Annotated in this window: 17 protein-coding genes; 9 read left to right on the top strand and 8 right to left on the bottom strand. The window is 71.2% G+C overall.

Going from position 1 to position 16,123, the window contains the following annotated elements:
• Window positions 1-24 precede the first annotated feature (24 nt).
• The gene (locus ACWD5F_RS38045; protein WP_451260851.1) at window positions 25-1,797 is read right to left on the bottom strand and encodes an acetyl/propionyl/methylcrotonyl-CoA carboxylase subunit alpha; all 1,773 of its coding nucleotides are present in this window, start codon (window positions 1,795-1,797) and stop codon (window positions 25-27) included.
• A gap of 363 nt (window positions 1,798-2,160) precedes the next feature.
• Here ACWD5F_RS38045 and ACWD5F_RS38040 point away from each other — a divergent pair, with 363 nt between their 5' ends.
• Entirely contained in the window at window positions 2,161-2,637 is a 477-nt protein-coding gene (locus tag ACWD5F_RS38040) for a hypothetical protein (RefSeq protein ID WP_401713668.1), read from the top strand.
• Here ACWD5F_RS38040 and ACWD5F_RS38035 read toward each other — a convergent pair.
• The 4 genes from ACWD5F_RS38035 to ACWD5F_RS38020 all read right to left on the bottom strand — a co-directional run bounded on the left by ACWD5F_RS38035 (window position 2,606) and on the right by ACWD5F_RS38020 (window position 5,362).
• Window positions 2,606-3,232 carry a Maf family protein gene (locus tag ACWD5F_RS38035; protein WP_451260850.1) on the bottom strand — a complete coding sequence of 209 codons (627 nt, stop codon included), beginning with the start codon at window positions 3,230-3,232 and terminating at the stop codon, window positions 2,606-2,608. The genes ACWD5F_RS38040 and ACWD5F_RS38035 overlap by 32 nt on opposite strands.
• 23 nt (window positions 3,233-3,255) lie before the next feature.
• Complete coding sequence (gene mmpB / locus ACWD5F_RS38030; RefSeq protein WP_451260849.1) at window positions 3,256-3,384, bottom strand: morphogenic membrane protein MmpB; 129 nt, start codon at window positions 3,382-3,384, stop codon at window positions 3,256-3,258.
• Window positions 3,385-3,494: 110 nt separating this feature from the next.
• Complete coding sequence (locus tag ACWD5F_RS38025) at window positions 3,495-3,707, bottom strand: acyl-CoA carboxylase epsilon subunit (RefSeq protein ID WP_451260848.1); 213 nt, start codon at window positions 3,705-3,707, stop codon at window positions 3,495-3,497.
• Between the two features lie 17 nt (window positions 3,708-3,724).
• Window positions 3,725-5,362: an acyl-CoA carboxylase subunit beta gene (locus tag ACWD5F_RS38020; RefSeq protein WP_401713661.1), complete on the bottom strand. Its 1,638-nt coding sequence runs from the start codon at window positions 5,360-5,362 to the stop codon at window positions 3,725-3,727.
• Window positions 5,363-5,473: 111 nt separating this feature from the next.
• Between ACWD5F_RS38020 and ACWD5F_RS38015 the strand changes: the two genes are divergently transcribed.
• Together ACWD5F_RS38015 and ACWD5F_RS38010 are read left to right on the top strand one after the other, a co-directional pair.
• Window positions 5,474-6,334: a biotin--[acetyl-CoA-carboxylase] ligase gene (locus tag ACWD5F_RS38015; RefSeq protein ID WP_451260847.1), complete on the top strand. Its 861-nt coding sequence runs from the start codon at window positions 5,474-5,476 to the stop codon at window positions 6,332-6,334.
• 118 nt (window positions 6,335-6,452) lie between these two features.
• Window positions 6,453-7,595, top strand: a complete 1,143-nt coding sequence (locus ACWD5F_RS38010; RefSeq protein WP_451260846.1) for an adenylate/guanylate cyclase domain-containing protein — start codon at window positions 6,453-6,455, stop codon at window positions 7,593-7,595.
• Window positions 7,596-7,635: 40 nt separating this feature from the next.
• Here ACWD5F_RS38010 and ACWD5F_RS38005 read toward each other — a convergent pair whose 3' ends face one another.
• Window positions 7,636-8,289 (bottom strand): hypothetical protein, encoded by a 654-nt coding sequence (locus ACWD5F_RS38005; protein ID WP_451260845.1) that lies wholly within the window; start codon window positions 8,287-8,289, stop codon window positions 7,636-7,638.
• A gap of 249 nt (window positions 8,290-8,538) precedes the next feature.
• Here ACWD5F_RS38005 and ACWD5F_RS38000 point away from each other — a divergent pair, with 249 nt between their 5' ends.
• The 3 genes from ACWD5F_RS38000 (at window position 8,539) to hutH (ending at window position 12,306) form a co-directional block, all read left to right on the top strand.
• Window positions 8,539-9,339 (top strand): enoyl-CoA hydratase/isomerase family protein, encoded by an 801-nt coding sequence (locus ACWD5F_RS38000; RefSeq protein WP_451260844.1) that lies wholly within the window; start codon window positions 8,539-8,541, stop codon window positions 9,337-9,339.
• Between the two features lie 142 nt (window positions 9,340-9,481).
• Complete coding sequence (locus ACWD5F_RS37995; RefSeq protein ID WP_451260843.1) at window positions 9,482-10,630, top strand: diguanylate cyclase domain-containing protein; 1,149 nt, start codon at window positions 9,482-9,484, stop codon at window positions 10,628-10,630.
• Window positions 10,631-10,767: 137 nt separating this feature from the next.
• On the top strand, window positions 10,768-12,306 hold the full coding sequence (hutH, locus tag ACWD5F_RS37990) for a histidine ammonia-lyase (protein WP_451260953.1): 1,539 nt from the start codon (window positions 10,768-10,770) through the stop codon (window positions 12,304-12,306).
• A 58-nt stretch (window positions 12,307-12,364) separates the two neighbouring features.
• Here hutH and ACWD5F_RS37985 read toward each other — a convergent pair whose 3' ends face one another.
• On the bottom strand, window positions 12,365-13,177 hold the full coding sequence (locus ACWD5F_RS37985) for a hypothetical protein (protein ID WP_451260842.1): 813 nt from the start codon (window positions 13,175-13,177) through the stop codon (window positions 12,365-12,367).
• Between the two features lie 41 nt (window positions 13,178-13,218).
• Entirely contained in the window at window positions 13,219-13,569 is a 351-nt protein-coding gene (locus ACWD5F_RS37980) for a hypothetical protein (RefSeq protein ID WP_451260841.1), read from the bottom strand.
• A gap of 109 nt (window positions 13,570-13,678) precedes the next feature.
• Here ACWD5F_RS37980 and ACWD5F_RS37975 point away from each other — a divergent pair, with 109 nt between their 5' ends.
• The 3 genes from ACWD5F_RS37975 (at window position 13,679) to ACWD5F_RS37965 (ending at window position 16,087) form a co-directional block, all read left to right on the top strand.
• The gene (locus ACWD5F_RS37975; RefSeq protein WP_451260840.1) at window positions 13,679-14,026 is read left to right on the top strand and encodes a hypothetical protein; all 348 of its coding nucleotides are present in this window, start codon (window positions 13,679-13,681) and stop codon (window positions 14,024-14,026) included.
• Window positions 14,027-14,249: 223 nt separating this feature from the next.
• Window positions 14,250-15,515, top strand: a complete 1,266-nt coding sequence (locus ACWD5F_RS37970; protein ID WP_401713646.1) for a L,D-transpeptidase — start codon at window positions 14,250-14,252, stop codon at window positions 15,513-15,515.
• Between the two features lie 152 nt (window positions 15,516-15,667).
• Entirely contained in the window at window positions 15,668-16,087 is a 420-nt protein-coding gene (locus tag ACWD5F_RS37965; protein ID WP_451260839.1) for a hypothetical protein, read from the top strand.
• The last annotated feature ends 36 nt before the right edge of the window (window positions 16,088-16,123 follow it).

Here is a 16,123-nt window from a genome sequence, read left to right as displayed (position 1 = left end):
GGGCGCCTGTCGATGCCGTACGACTCAGTCCTTGATCTCGCAGATCGCGGCGCCCGAAGTGATGGAGGCGCCGACCTCCGCGGACAGGCCCTTGATGGTGCCGGCCTTGTGCGCGTTGAGCGGCTGTTCCATCTTCATCGCTTCGAGTACGACGACCAGGTCGCCTTCCTTGACCTCCTGGCCCTCCTCGACCGCGATCTTGACGATCGTGCCCTGCATCGGGGAGGCGAGGGTGTCGCCGGAGGCCACGGGGCCGGACTTCTTGGCCGCGCGGCGCTTGGGGCGGGCGCCGGCGGCGAGGCCGGTGCGGGCCAGGGACATGCCCAGCGAAGACGGGAGGGAGACCTCCAGGCGCTTGCCGCCGACCTCGACGACGATCGTCTCGCGGTCCGGGTCCTCGTCCGTCTCCGTGTCGGCGGGGGCGGCGAAGGGCTTGATCTCGTTGACGAACTCGGTCTCGATCCAGCGGGTGTGGACCGTGAAGGGGTCCTGGCTGCCGGTGAGTTCGGGGGCGAAGGCCGGGTCCCTGACGACCGCGCGGTGGAACGGGATCGCCGTCGCCATGCCCTCGACCTGGAACTCGTCCAGGGCGCGGGCCGCGCGCTGGAGGGCCTGTTCGCGGGTGGCGCCGGTGACGATCAGCTTGGCCAGGAGCGAGTCCCAGGCCGGGCCGATGACCGAACCGGACTCGACGCCCGCGTCCAGGCGGACGCCCGGGCCCGAGGGCGGTGCGAAGGTCGTCACGGTGCCGGGGGCGGGCAGGAAGCCGCGGCCCGGGTCCTCGCCGTTGATGCGGAACTCGAAGGAGTGGCCGCGCAGTTCGGGATCGCCGTAGCCCAGTTCCTCGCCGTCGGCGATGCGGAACATCTCGCGGACGAGGTCGATGCCGGCGACCTCCTCGGTGACCGGGTGCTCCACCTGGAGGCGGGTGTTGACCTCCAGGAAGGAGATCGTGCCGTCCGTGCCGACCAGGAACTCCACGGTCCCGGCGCCGACATAGCCGGCCTCCTTGAGGATGGCCTTGGAGGAGGAGTACAGCTCGGCGACCTGGGCCTCGGAGAGGAAGGGCGCGGGGGCCTCCTCGACCAGCTTCTGGTGCCGGCGCTGCAGCGAGCAGTCGCGGGTGGAGACGACGACCACGTTGCCGTGGGAGTCGGCCAGGCACTGGGTCTCCACGTGCCGGGGCTTGTCGAGGTAGCGCTCGACGAAGCACTCGCCCCGGCCGAAGGCCGCGACGGCCTCGCGGACGGCCGAGTCGTAGAGCTCGGGGACCTCTTCGAGGGTGCGGGCGACCTTGAGGCCGCGGCCGCCGCCACCGAAGGCGGCCTTGATGGCGATCGGCAGGCCGTGCTCCTCGGCGAAGGCGACGACCTCGTCCGAGCCGGAGACCGGGTCGGGCGTGCCGGCCACCAGCGGGGCACCGGCGCGCTGCGCGATGTGCCGGGCGGCGACCTTGTCACCGAGGTCGCGGATGGCCTGCGGGGGCGGGCCGATCCAGATCAGGTTCGCGTCCAGGACCGCCTGGGCGAACTCCGCGTTCTCGGAGAGGAAGCCGTAGCCGGGGTGGACGGCGTCGGCGCCGGACTCGCGGGCCGCGTTCAGGACCTTCTCGATGTCGAGGTAGCTGGTCGCCGGGGTGTCACCGCCCAGGGCGAACGCCTCATCCGCGGCGCGGACATGCAGAGCGTCCCGGTCCGGGTCGGCGTATACGGCCACGCTCGCGATCCCGGCGTCCCGACAGGCCCGGGCCACGCGGACAGCGATTTCGCCACGGTTGGCGATGAGCACCTTGCGCACGATTGAGGCTCCCTCCTTGAAACAAGCCGAGTTTAGGGACTGCCGACACGGCACTTCGACCCGTCCCGGGTGGTGAGCTTGCCCACACGGAGCGTGATGCGAGGCGTGCCCGACCCATGAAATCCCTTGTCGCACCTCGGTACGCAGGACCTCTCGGGGAAACCCTAGCCCGCCTCTGTGGTCAAGGTCTCTGTCATCACGTGCTGCGGCCCACGTCGTTTCTTTGTGGAGTCCCTACGAATGGCCCAATGATTCTTTGCGGTCCGCAGAACCCTTGTCCCCGGGTTTACCCGTTAGTAGCGTTCGCGATGTATCGAACGTACTTGGGGTAACGAGGGTCGGCTCGGAAGTGGGTGGGGACCGGTGATACGCAGGCCGGTGGCATGGATCGTGGCGGTCGTGCTGTTCGTGGAGGCCTTCGGCGTCGCCGCGCTGAACTGGTTCCTCGGCATCGTCGTCGACCGGCAGGACATGTCCCTGGCCGGCCTCGACTCGGACACGATGGCCGTGTCCTCGAAGGTCGGCGGGATCGTCTTCGGGCTCTACTACGCGCTGTGCGGAGTGGTCGCCCTGCTGGTGGCCCTGCGCAACCGGCCGCCGGCCGGCCTCGGCCGCGTCCTGCTGATCAGCGCGGCCGTCGTGCACGGGCTGCTCGCCGCGTTCGTCTGGGGCCTGGTGGGCTGGCCGGCGTTCCTGTTCATGATCCTCGTACTCGCGCTCATCGTGCTGCTGCTGATGACCTACGACGGCCGGCCGGAGCCCGTCCGCGAGGAGCCGCAGGACGCCAAGGGCGGCGACGGACCCAAGATCACGCCTCCGCCGGCGCCCACAACTCCGTGATGCCGACGCCCAGTTCGGCCAGCAGTCGGCGAACGAGCGGCAGGCTGAGGCCGATCACGTTGCCGTGGTCGCCCTCGATGCCCTCGATGAACGGCGCGCTGCGGCCGTCGAGCGTGAACGCCCCGGCGACGTAGAGGGGTTCGCCCGTGGCGACGTACGCGGCGATCTCCTCGTCGGTGGGCTCGCCGAAGCGGACGACGGTGGACGCCGTCGCCGACACGTACCGCTTGTTGCCGTCCGAGGTGTCCCAGACGCAGTGACCGGTCTGGAGCGTGCCCGCCCGGCCGCGCATCGCCTTCCAACGGGCCGTCGCCTCCTCGGCGTCGGCCGGCTTGCCCAGCGCCTCGCCGTCCAGGTCCAGCACCGAGTCGCAGCCGATCACCAGGGCGCCGTGGACCTCCGGTCGGGCGGCGACGACGGAGGCCTTGGCCTCGGCGAGGGCGAGCGCGAGGTCGGCGGGGGTGGGGGCGGTGACGGCGTCCTCGTCCACACCGCTGACGATCACCTCCGGTGCCAGGCCCGCTTGGCGGAGGAGGTTGAGGCGGGCCGGGGACTGGGAGGCGAGGACGAGTCGTCTGCGCGGCTGTGCGGTCATGCGGTCAGATTAGCCGCCGGTCGCTAGCGCAGGCCCAGCACGATCATGGCGATGATCATGGCCACGGCCAGGAAGAGGCCGAGCCGCCTGAGGGTCTCCTGCATGGTGCGGAGTTCGTCAGGCGGCTCATTCTTCGGATCGGACCACAGCATGTCACTAGCGTGTGGCTTGGCGGGGGGCCTGCGCCTGAGTACGGGTACTTAATTGGTGCCCTGAGTTGTCCCTCTGTGCGCGGTTCCCCGCGCCCCTGGCCTCGTTCCAGTCAGCTTGGCCAGTATGTGCGGGTCCATGCCGTGGGCCCGGGCTGCGGGAGGCGGTGGGTCGCGATCCTTGATGGGTCGGACCAGGCTGCCCTTGGGGGCTCCTCGTCGCCGCTCGGTGCCGCTTCCGCCGCCACCGCGCGTGCTCGGACCACCGCGAGGGCGGCGGCCAGCTCCTCCGGGGTCGGATTGCCCCGTACGACCTTGATGTTCATGGCGGCTCCCGGGCGGGCTAGAGGGGGATGTTGCCGTGCTTCTTGGGGGGCAGGGACTCGCGCTTGGTGCGGAGCTGGCGCAGGCCGCGGACGATGTGGCCGCGGGTGTCGGAGGGCATGACGACGGCGTCGATGTAGCCGCGCTCGGCCGCGATGTAGGGGTTGAGGAGGGCGTCCTCGTACTCCTGGATCAGGCGGGCGCGGGTGGCCTCCAGGTCGCCGTTGGTCTCGGCCTCGGCGATGGTGCGCCGGTGCAGGATGTTGACCGCGCCCTGGGCGCCCATGACGGCGATCTGGGCGGTGGGCCAGGCGAGGTTGAGGTCGGCGCCGAGGTGCTTGGAGCCCATGACGTCGTAGGCACCGCCGAAGGCCTTGCGGGTGATGACGGTGATCAGGGGGACCGTCGCCTCGGCGTAGGCGTAGATCAGTTTGGCGCCTCGGCGGATGATGCCGTCGTGCTCCTGGTCGACGCCGGGGAGGAAGCCGGGGACGTCGACGAAGGTGAGGACCGGGACGTTGAAGGCGTCGCAGGTGCGTACGAAGCGGGCGGCCTTCTCGGACGCGGTGATGTCGAGGCAACCGGCGTACTGCATCGGCTGGTTGGCGACGATCCCGACCGGCCGGCCCTCGACCCGGCCGAAGCCGGTGAGGATGTTCGGCGCGTACAGGGCCTGTGTCTCGAAGAACTCGGCGTCGTCCAGGACGTGTTCGATCACCGTGTGCATGTCGTACGGCTGGTTCGCGCTGTCCGGTACGAGGGTGTCCAGCTCCAGGTCCTCGTCCGTGACGGTGAGATCGGCCTCCTCGGGGAAGACCGGGGCCTCGGAGAGGTTGTTGGACGGCAGGTACGACAGCAGCTGCTTGACGTACTCGATCGCGTCCTTCTCGTCGCCGGCCATGTGATGGGCCACGCCGGACACCGAGTTGTGGGTGCGGGCGCCGCCCAGTTCCTCGAAGCCGACGTCCTCGCCGGTGACCGTCTTGATGACGTCGGGTCCGGTGATGAACATGTGCGAGGTCTGGTCGACCATGACCGTGAAGTCGGTGATCGCGGGGGAGTAGACCGCGCCGCCCGCGCACGGGCCGACGACCAGGGAGATCTGCGGGATCACGCCGGAGGCGTGGGTGTTGCGGCGGAAGATCTCGCCGTAGGCGCCGAGGGAGGCGACGCCCTCCTGGATGCGGGCGCCGCCCGAGTCGTTGATGCCGATGACCGGACAGCCGGTCTTCAGCGCGAAGTCCATGACCTTGACGATCTTCTGGCCGTAGACCTCGCCGAGGGCGCCGCCGAAGACGGTGAAGTCCTGGGAGAAGACGGCGACCGGGCGGCCGTCGACCGTGCCGTAGCCGGTCACCACGCCGTCCCCGTAAGGGCGGTTGTGCTCCAGGCCGAAGTTGGTGGAGTGGTGGCGGGCGAACTCGTCGAGCTCGGTGAAGGTGCCCTCGTCGAGCAGCAGCTCGATCCGCTCACGGGCCGTCAACTTGCCCTTGGCGTGCTGCTTCTCGACGGCGCGAGCGGAGCCGGCGTGCGTCGCCTCGTCGATCCGGCGCTGGAGATCCGCGAGTTTGCCCGCGGTGGTGTGGATGTCGATCCCAGGGGTCCCTTGGGCTCCTTGGGTCTCTTGGATCTCGTGGCGCTCTTCCGGCTCGGACATCGGGATCGCGGCTCCCTGCCTGCTCAAAAGGGGGGACGGTTACTCATCCGTAGCGTAGTGGTGTGCCTACCAATCGGCAGTGCGGCGTTTGCCACACCTAGGGTGGCTTGCATGACGCCGCGTGATGCCTCAGACGACAGCCGCTGGTCCGACCTCGAACGGCCGCCGCTCAACGCCGTCGCGCTGCGGCGCGGGCTGGTGCGGGAGGGCGGGCTGTGGCGCGATGTGACGGTGGTGCGCAGCACCGGCTCCACCAACTCCGACCTGGTCGCCCTGGCCGGGTCGGGCAAGGCGGACGAGGGCTCGGTCCTGGTCGCCGAGGAGCAGACCGCGGGCCGCGGCCGGCTCGACCGGCAGTGGACGGCACCGGCCCGCTCCGGCCTCTTCTTCTCCGTCCTGCTGCGGCCCGCCGAGGTCCCCGTGACCCGCTGGGGCTGGCTGCCCCTGCTCACCGGCGTCGCCGTGGCCACGGGCCTGTCCCGCTCCGCCGGCGTCGACACCGCCCTCAAGTGGCCCAACGACCTCCTGGTGACGATCGCCGGCGAGGAACGCAAGGCCGGCGGCATCCTCGCGGAGCGCGCGCGCGACGACGCGGTGGTCGTCGGCGTGGGCATCAACGTCACCCTGCGGGAGAACGAGCTGCCGGTCCCGCAGGCCGGTTCGCTGGCGCTGGCCGGAGCGGTGACCACGGACCGCGACCCGCTGCTGCGGGCCGTCCTGCGCTCCCTGGAGGAGTGGTACGGCCGCTGGCGCGCGGCCGGCGGCGACCCGACGGCGAGCGGTCTGCAGGAGACGTACGCGGCGGGCTGCGCCACGCTCGGCCGGGTCGTACGGGCCGAACTCCCCGGCGACCGGTCCGTCACCGGCGAGGCGGTCGCCATCGACGGCGACGGACGCCTGGTCCTCGCGACGGGGGAGGGAGTGCAGGAGCCGGTGGGGGCGGGGGACATCGTGCACCTGCGCCCGGCGTGAGGGTTTTGTCCTTCAGTGGTCGCACAACCCTCCGTTCCGCGGAGTGAGCTACGGCACAGCTGTCGTAGAGTTATGGCCGGTCGATACCTGACCGCGGCAGATCGGAAGGGCAGCAGGCGTGACCGTCGACGACACGGGCTCCGGCGCGGGCGCGGACGGCCGGGTTGACCCGCCCGACAACCCCGGCGACCCCACAGAGAATCCCGGTGAGGACCCGCTCGCACTGCGTCTCGAAGGGCTCATCCTCGGCGCGGAGCGGCGCTACACCCCCTTCCAGGCGGCGCGCAGCGCGGGCGTCTCCATGGAGCTGGCCTCGCGTTTCTGGCGGGCGATGGGCTTCGCGGACATCGGTCAGGCCAAGGCGCTCACCGAGGCGGACGTGCTGGCCCTGCGCCGGCTCGCCGGTCTGGTGGAGGCGGGCCTGCTCAGCGAGGCGATGGCGGTGCAGGTGGCCCGGTCCACCGGGCAGACCACCGCCCGGCTGGCCGAGTGGCAGATCGACAGTTTTCTGGAGGGTCTGACCGAGCCGCCCGAGCCGGGCATGACGCGCACCGAGGTGACGTACCCCCTCATCGAGCTGCTGCTGCCCGAGCTGGAGGAGTTCCTCGTCTACGTCTGGCGGCGCCAGCTCGCCGCCGCGACCGGCCGGGTCGTACAGGCGGCCGACGACGAGGAGATGGTGGACCGGCGGCTCGCGGTCGGGTTCGCCGACCTGGTCGGCTTCACGCGGCTGACCCGGCGGATGGAGGAGGAGGAGCTCGGCGAACTCGTCGAGGCCTTCGAGACGACCGCCGCCGACCTGGTGGCAGCGCACGGCGGACGGCTCATCAAGACGCTCGGCGACGAGGTGCTGTACGCGGCGGACGACGCCGGGATCGCCGCGGAGATCGCGCTGCGGCTGATCGAGACGATGGCGAACGACGAGACGATGCCCGAGCTGCGGGTCGGCATCGCCTTCGGCACGGTGACCACCCGTATGGGCGATGTGTTCGGTACGACGGTGAACCTGGCCTCGCGGCTGACGTCGATAGCTCCTCGGGACGCGGTGCTGGTCGACAGCGCCTTCGCGGAGGAGCTGATCCGCAGCGGCGAGTCGCCCGCCTCGGAGGCGGAGGCCGCCGAGGCCGCGGCCACCGCCGAGAAGGAGGGCGAGGAGCCGCCGACCTACCGGTTCGCGCTCCAGCCGATGTGGCAGCGCCCGGTGCGCGGCCTGGGCGTGGTCGAACCCTGGCTGCTGACGCGGCGGGCCGGGACGGCGTAACCCCGTTTCTCGGTGCCGGCCCTTTCCGTGGGCCGGCTGGTCAGTGCTGCAGCAGGCCCACGCACACGCCGACGATCGGCACGCACAGGCCGGGGTCGCGCGTCGGCTGCGGGGCCGGCTGCGGTGCGGCCGTGTGGGTCGGGGCCGGCGCCGGAGCCCGGGTCGCGGTCGGCGTCGGCTGCGGTGCGGGAGCGGTCGTCGCGGGCGCCGGAGCCCTGGGCGCGGTCGTCGGCGCGTTGGGCGCCTCCGGGATCGTCGTGGGGCCCGGGGTGAGGCCTGCTCCCGGCCGGGCGGTCGGTGAGGTCGTGGCCGTCGGCACCGGGACGCCCGTGGGCGTGGCGCTCTCCTCGCCCATCACGGAGGTCGCCGACGGGACGGGGCTCGCCGCGAGCGTCGCGGCGGCGTTCGTCGCCCGGTCGGTCCCGATGTCGGGGAGCTGCTGGCCCGGCTCCGCCTCGGCCGCGCCGATCCCGCCGACGCCCGACTCGGGCGCGAGCCGGACCAGGCTCAGCACACCGGCCGCGAGCGCGATGCCGCCCGCCGCGAAGAGCACCTTGCGGGGGCGTGGCCTGCGGTGCCGCCCGGTGGAGCCGAAGAGACGCGGACCGAGGGCGGGGCTGCCGCCCACCGTGTCCCCGTCGCCCGTCTCCCCGCTGCCCGTCTCCCTGCCCGCCCTGACCTCGGTGTCCGTCATCGCGATCCCTCCCCGCTGCCCTCGCGCCCCCGGTGCGCCGTGGCGGACGCACGTTATGCGCTGCCGTGGGCGGTGCGACGGGAGTTGGGCGGCTTGTCACTCGAACGGGGAGTCGGCCCCGGAGCGCCCCGAAGCACGCCCGGGAGCCGGACGCGAACCGGCACGGGACGCTCGGCCTTCCCCCGCCCCCGCGCGCCTGCGATGATCGGGACCGGAGCTGTTGTTAACCCGCGTTAACCGGAGGGTGTCATGAGCGAGGAGCGGTTCGGGGAGTTCGTACTGGTACGGCGGCACGAGGACGGACATGTCGCCGAACTCGTCCTGGACCGGCCCAAGGCCATGAACGCCGTGTCGAGGGAGATGGCCCGCTCGATCGCCGCGGGCTGCGCCGCGCTCAGCGCCGACCAGGACGTACGCGCGGTCGTGGTGACCTCGACGCACGAGCGGGCGTTCTGCGTCGGCGCGGACCTCAAGGAGCGGAACTCGTTCACGGACGCCGACATGCTGCGTCAGCGCCCCGGCTCGCGGGCCGCCTACACGGGCGTACTGGACCTACCCGTCCCGGCCCTCGCCGCCGTGCACGGCTTCGCGCTGGGCGGCGGGTTCGAGCTGGCCCTGTCGTGCGACCTGATCGTGGCCGACCGGACGGCGGTGGTGGGGCTGCCGGAGGTGTCGGTCGGGGTGATCCCGGGCGGGGGCGGTACGCAGTTGCTGCCACGGCGGGTCGGGGCCGCGCGGGCGGCCGAGCTGATCTTCACGGCGCGGCGGCTGGAGGCCGCGGAGGCGCGGGAGTTGGGGCTCGTCGACGAGCTGGTGGAGGCGGGGCAGGACCGCGAGGCGGCGCTGGCGCTGGCGGCCCGTATCGCCGCCAACTCGCCCGTCGGCCTACGCGCGGCCAAGCGTGCGCTGCGCCTGGGGCACGGGCTCGATCTGCGGGCGGGCCTCGAGGTCGAGGACGCGGCCTGGCGGGCGGTGGCGTTCTCGGGGGACCGGGCGGAGGGGGTCGCGGCCTTCAACGAGAAGCGGAAGCCGCAGTGGCCGGGGGAGTAGTGCGGTGGTTCGGCGGCGGCCCGGGTGCCGGGCGACCCCGTGACCGGAGGTCCGGGTGCGGGGCGGCCCGTTGACCGACGGCCACTCACCCCACCGCCGCACCAGAGTCACATAACCACTCAAACCTCCCTAGCCTGGGGTAATGGGTGAGGACAACCGGCTCACGGCCGTCGTGGCGTTGGCGCAGGGCATGGCCGCGGCCCACGGCTCGCGTGAGGCGTGGCGGGCGGCGGCGGCCGGGGCGTGCCGGGCGCTCGGCGGGAGCTTCGCCGCGCTGTCGGTGTGGGAGCGCGAGCGCAGCCGGCTGCGGGTCCTGGTCAACGTGGGGGAGCGGGCCGAGGACGAGGACGAGTTCCCGGACGAGGAGTCGTACCCGGTCCACCAGTTCCCCGAGATCACCGAGTTCCTGCACGAGCGGTGGGCGGGCGGCGGCGAGCCCAACGCCTGGGTGGAGACGGCCGAGGGCCCGGCCGCCGGGGGCCGTCCCGGTTACGTCCATCAGCGCGTCGCCGCCCTGCGCCGCCGGGGTCGCGGCTCCTGTGTCGTCGCGCCGATCGTGCTGCACGGGCGGGCCTGGGGCGAGCTGTACGTGGCCCGGCCGGCCGGCGCCCCCGTCTTCGCGCGGGCCGACGCCGACTTCGCGACCGTCCTGGCCTCCGTGGTGGCCGCCGGGATCGCGCAGACCGAGCGTCTCGAGGAGGCGCGCAGGCTCGCCTTCACCGACGCTCTCACCGGGCTCGCCAACCGCCGTGCCGTCGATCTGCGGCTGGACGAGGCCGTCGAGCGGCACCGCGCCGACGGGACCGTCGTCAGCCTCGTCGTCTGCGACCTGAACGGCCTCAAGCGCGTCAACGACACCCAGGGGCACGCGGTGGGCGACCGGCTCCTGGAGCGCTTCGGGTCCGTCCTCTCCCTGTGCGGGGCGATGTTGCCCGACGCGCTCGCGGCCCGGCTGGGCGGGGACGAGTTCTGTCTGCTCGCGGTCGGCCCGGCCGCCGACGACGTGGTCGAGGCGGCCCGTGAACTCTGCCGCCGTGCCGCCGAGTTGGAGCTGGGCGACGGGGTGGCGTGCGGGGTCGCGTCCACCGCGGACCCGATCGGGCCCGTCCGCTCGGCCCGCCGGCTCTTCCGGCTCGCGGACGCCGCCCAGTACCGGGCGAAGGCGCTGCGCGCGGACCGGCCGGTGGTGGCGGGGCGGGAGGGTGTCGACGACCCGGTCGTGCGGCTGGCCGACACCCCCGCGCCGTCGGCTCCGGCGGAGCGGCGCCGGTTCCGGGGCAGGCACACCTGATGGGCGCGGGTCTTCCTGATGGGCACGGGTCTTCCTGATGGACGCCGGTCTCCGCAAGCCCCGAACCGTGTAAGGGTCGTAACCCCGACCCAGTAGTGACATCTCCGTCTTCACTGCGTACGCTCCTGAATATGGATATGCACACTGTGGTGGTGGGGACGTCGGGGGTCACCGCGTCCGACGTTCTCGCCGTGGCGCGCGACGGCGCCCGGGTCGAACTCTCCGCGGAGGCGGTGACGGCCCTCGCCGCGGCCCGCGCGATCGTGGACACGCTGGCGGCCAAGCCCGAGCCCGTCTACGGCGTCAGCACCGGCTTCGGCGCCCTGGCGACCCGGCACATCAGCCCCGAGCTCCGCGCCCAGCTGCAGCGCAACATCGTCCGCTCGCACGCGGCCGGCATGGGCCCGCGGGTCGAGCGCGAAGTCGTACGGGCGCTGATGTTCCTGCGGCTCAAGACCGTCTGTTCCGGACACACCGGCGTCCGCCCCGAGGTCGCGCAGACCATGGCCGACGTGCTGAACGCCGGAATCACCCCGGTCGTGCACGAGTTCGGCTCCCTCGGCTGCTCCGGCGACCTCGCCCCGCTCTCGCACTGCGCGCTGACGCTGATGGGCGAGGGCGACGCGGAGGGCCCCGACGGGGTCGTACGGCCGGCCGGCGAGCTGCTCGCCGAGCACGGCATCGCCCCCGTCGAACTGCGCGAGAAGGAGGGCCTCGCCCTTCTCAACGGCACCGACGGCATGCTCGGCATGCTGGTCATGGCCCTCGCCGACCTGGACCGCCTCTACAAGTCGGCCGACATCACCGCGGCCCTCTCCCTGGAGGCCCTGCTCGGCACCGACAAGGTGCTCGCCCCCGAACTGCACGCCATCCGCCCGCACCCGGGCCAGGGCGCCAGCGCCGCCAACATGCTGGCCGTGCTGAAGGGTTCGGAGCTCACCGGCCACCACCAGGACGACGCCCCGCGCGTCCAGGACGCCTACTCGGTGCGCTGCGCCCCGCAGGTCGCCGGCGCCGGCCGGGACACCCTGGCGCACGCCCGCCTGGTCGCCGAGCGGGAGTTGGCCTCTGCCGTCGACAACCCCGTTGTGCTGCCCGACGGTCGGGTCGAGTCCAACGGCAACTTCCATGGCGCGCCGGTCGCTTACGTCCTCGACTTCCTCGCCATCGCCGTCGCGGACCTCGCCTCCATCGCCGAGCGCCGCACCGACCGGCTGCTCGACAAGAACCGCAGCCACGGTCTGCCGCCGTTCCTCGCCGACGACGCCGGCGTCGACTCGGGCCTGATGATCGCCCAGTACACGCAGGCCGCGCTGGTCAGCGAGTTGAAGCGGCTGGCCGTACCGGCGTCCGCGGACTCGATCCCGTCCTCCGCGATGCAGGAGGACCACGTGTCCATGGGCTGGTCGGCGGCCCGCAAGCTGCGCACCGCCGTCGACAACCTCGCGCGCGTGCTCGCCGTCGAGCTCTACGCCGCCTCCCGCGCGGTCGAGCTGCGCGAGGGTCTGACCCCCGCGCCCGCCTCGCGTGCCGTCATCGACGCCGCGCGGGCCGCCGGTGTCCAGGGGCCGGGCCCCGACCGGTTCCTGTCGCCGGACCTGGCCGCCGCGGACGTGTTCGTGCGCGAGGGAGCACTGGTGGCCGCGGCGGAGACGGTCACCGGACCGCTGCAGTAGCGGATTTCGCCTGTGGAACCCGGGGCCCGTTCGTCGTCGAACGGGCCCCGGAGCGGTGCTACTTGAGCTTGGCCGCCTGGGCCTTGATCAGCTCCGCCGGGATGTCGTACGTGACCTTCTCGCCGGCCATCGCCGCCAGGCTGAGCGAGTAGTACGCGGCGACCGTCGAGCCGTGCCGCACGACCTCGCCGTGCACCGTGGTCATGTCGCCCTCGACCGGTCCCGACACCGCGAAGGCGATCGACTCGTCACCGGTGCCGGAGGCCTTCTCGGCGACGACCTTCGTGAACTTCTGGGTGTCCTCGCCCGGCGCCGAGACCGAGAACCCGCTCGCGCAGCCGGAGACCGCGTCCGACACGGACTTCAGCGTCTCCTGGGCGCCCTCGCCGTCGTACGAGGAGAGCGAGACGATCGACATCGTCGAGTCGAGGATGTCCTGGAGGTTGTCCATGGTGGCGTCCAGGTCCTCGTCGGAGGTGCCCGTCGGCGTCGGCTCGGTGCTCTTCTCGGTGGCCATCCGGTTCACGTACGCGCTCTCGTCCGCGCCCGGCGCGAAACCCGTGAGGACGTAGGCGAGCGGCGCGCACTTGGCGTCGACGACCTTCACCTTGTCCTTGGACTCGGCGAACTTGCCCCCGGTGTCCGCGGATTGGACGTCGAACCCGTCCAGATCGCCCTTGGCGATGATCAGCTTCCCCAACTCGGCCGCGCTGAGCGCCTTGGCGGCCGTCGTCGACGAGGAGTCCTTGTCCGCCGAGGAGCTGTCGCTCCCGCTGTCCTTGGATTCCCCGCCGCACCCCGTGATGAGGGCGAGCGACAGCGCTGCCGCCGTCGCGGTGGCGCCTATGCGCACCCTCGATGATCTCTTCATGAGCGGACTATGAAGTCCTGGTCAAGGAAACGTCAAGCGGGTTAGAACCCGAGCCGTTCGCGACGCACCGAGTAGACGACGAACCCGGCACCCAGCGTGAGGAACAGGGTCCCGCCGACGACGTACGGAGTCGTGTCGAAGCTGCCCGTGTCGGCCAGCCGGGTCTCGCTCCCGACCGCCTCGTCGGACGCCGGGTCGGTGTGCGCGGAGGTCTGGTCCGCGGTCTGCTCCGAGGTCTGCGAAGTGGCCCTGGCCTGCGTCGTCGCGGTCGCCGATGGCTGGTCTCTGACCGGGGTGTCCTGAGTCGCGTTGGCGGACGGGACGAACCACAGGGCACCCAGCAGGGTCCCCGCGGCGGTGGCGGTCAGCAACGGACGGCGAACGGATGACACGGAATATCGATCCCCTTGTGGCGCTGGCGAATTGGCCGTGTGGGCCGATGTTAGTGAAAGGAGCGGGTCACGGGAAAGTCACGGGAGCTGTGGGCCTTACGCTCCCGGCATGAGCCTTGAAGAGACCTCACGATTTGTACGGCTTCGCGTGGAACTCGTCCTCGAAGTCGACGACGCGGACGCCGTGACGAAGGCCGCACTGCGCCGGATCGCCGCGGAGGACGATATGCCGGCCGATGAGCGGGTACACGCCGAGGACGCTGTGACGGAAGACACCGCCGAGGCGCTCGCGTATCTGGTCGATCCGTTCGACCTGGTCAGCGAGGTGCCCGGGGTCGAACTCGCGCAGGCCTCCTGGTCGAGCGAGCCGATCGACTACGACCCCGATTCGCCGGATTGGGATCTGGACGAGGATGATGACGAAGGAGACGGTGACGGGGCGCGGGACGCCTCCTGATGTGACTTGGGGAACAGGTGACCCCGGGTGGCAACCGCCGGCCGGGGTTCCGTCGTCTCAGTAGGGCACGGACCGAGATCCGCACCACTGGCCCCGGTGGACGTGGCACGCCCCACACGTAACCGGAATGTGGAACGGGGTGAACCGGTCGTAGCGTTGAAGTTCTGTGGCGGGGACGTTCGTGCCAACGGGGACTCTCGGGGTTTTGGGGATATCGGCAGCGATGGAGAAGCGTGTGATGACGGACAGTAAGCGGCGCAGGGGCCTCTCGGTCGCGGCCGCACTGCTCGGCGGTGTGCTGGTGCTCTCGGCGTGTTCCAGCGGCGGTGACGACGACGCCTCCAGTGGGAGCAGCGAGTCCTCGCAGGCCAAGGCGGACGAGGCGGCGGCCAAGAAGACGTCCGTGGCCGACATCAAGATCACGCCCAAGGACGGCTCGGACAACGCGTCGATCAACAACTCGGCCGCGGTGACCGTCAGCAAGGGCACGCTCACGACCGTGTCGATGACGACGGCCGACGGCGCGAAGGTCGCCGGCGAGCTGTCGGCCGACAAGACCAGCTGGAAGCCGACCACCCAGCTGGAGCGCTCGACCACCTACAAGCTGGCCGCCGCCGCGAAGGACTCGGACGGCCGCGTCGCCCACGAGAACGCCTCGTTCACCACGGTCTCCCCGGCCAACAGCTTCATAGGGAACTTCACGCCGGAGGACGGCTCGACCGTCGGTGTGGGCATGCCGGTGTCGATCAACTTCGACAAGGCGATCACCGAGAAGGCCGCGGTCCAGAAGGCCATCACGGTCTCCTCCAGCAGCGGCCAGGAGGTCGTGGGGCACTGGTTCAACGCCAACCGCATCGACTTCCGCCCCGACAAGTACTGGACCGAGAACTCCACCGTCACGCTGAAGCTCGCGCTCGACGGCGTCGAGGGCGCGTCCGGTGTCTACGGTGTGCAGCAGAAGACGGTGACCTTCAAGATCGGCCGTAACCAGGTCAGTTACGTCGACGCGAAGACCAAGCAGATGAAGATCACGCACAACGGCGCGACGATCAAGACCATCCCGATCTCGGCCGGTTCGCCGGAGAACAAGACCTACGAAGGCATCATGGTGATGTCGGAGAAGTTCAAGGAGACGCGCATGAACGGCGCGACCGTGGGCTTCACCGACGACGACGGCAAGGGCGAGTACGACATCAAGGACGTGCCCCACGCCATCCGCCTCACCAACTCCGGCACCTTCGTGCACGGCAACTACTGGGGCGCCAAGTCCGTCTTCGGCAGCGTCAACACCAGCCACGGCTGCGTGGGCCTGTCCGACACCAAGGGCGCCAACGACACGGGTACGGCGGGCTACTGGTTCTACACCCACTCCATCGTCGGCGACGTGGTGGTGGTCCAGAACACCGGCGACAAGACGGTCTCCCCGGACAACGGCCTGAACGGCTGGAACCTGAGCTGGGCGGACTGGAAGGCCGGTTCGGCGGTCTGATCCGACCGATTGTTGACTCGCGCTTGACTGAAGGCGGTTGCTCTGCGGAGCGGCCGCCTTCAGTGTTCTCCTGTTGCGGATCTTCGACTTCGAGGCGGGAATCAATGGGGCGGGAAATGCGGGCGGTTCGGCGTTCTGCCGGGACGGAAACGATGCTGGACGTGCTGTTGCGCTGGGCGTGGATCCGGCGCCGTACATCCGCGCAGGACATCGCGGACCTCCGGGACGGGCAGGTCCTCCAGATCGCGGCGTTCACGCGCAGCATCGGCGGAGCGGCCATGGTCTCGGTGGGAAAGGGCAAGCAGATCGCGCGGACCAGGTCGGGGCAGCTGCGCCTCGCCGTCGGTGAGGACCCGGTCTGGAACGACCGGCGGGGCAGCGGGAGCGCGACACTGAGACCGCCCTTCCGGCTCAAGGCCACCGGCGAGAAGGTGCCGATGGCGCCGAAGTTCGACCGCTACGAACTCGCCACGGCCGACGGGACGTACGACGTGGCGGTTCCGAAGAAGGACAGCGATTTGGTGCGGTATGTCTTCGACTCGGCGCGCGGTAGCGACGAGACGTCTCCCTGACAGCCCCGCCCCGGCCCGCACTTGGGCCGTCGACAG

Source organism: Streptomyces sp. NPDC002499 (assembly GCF_053595415.1).
This window is presented reverse-complemented; position numbering and strand designations above follow the sequence as displayed.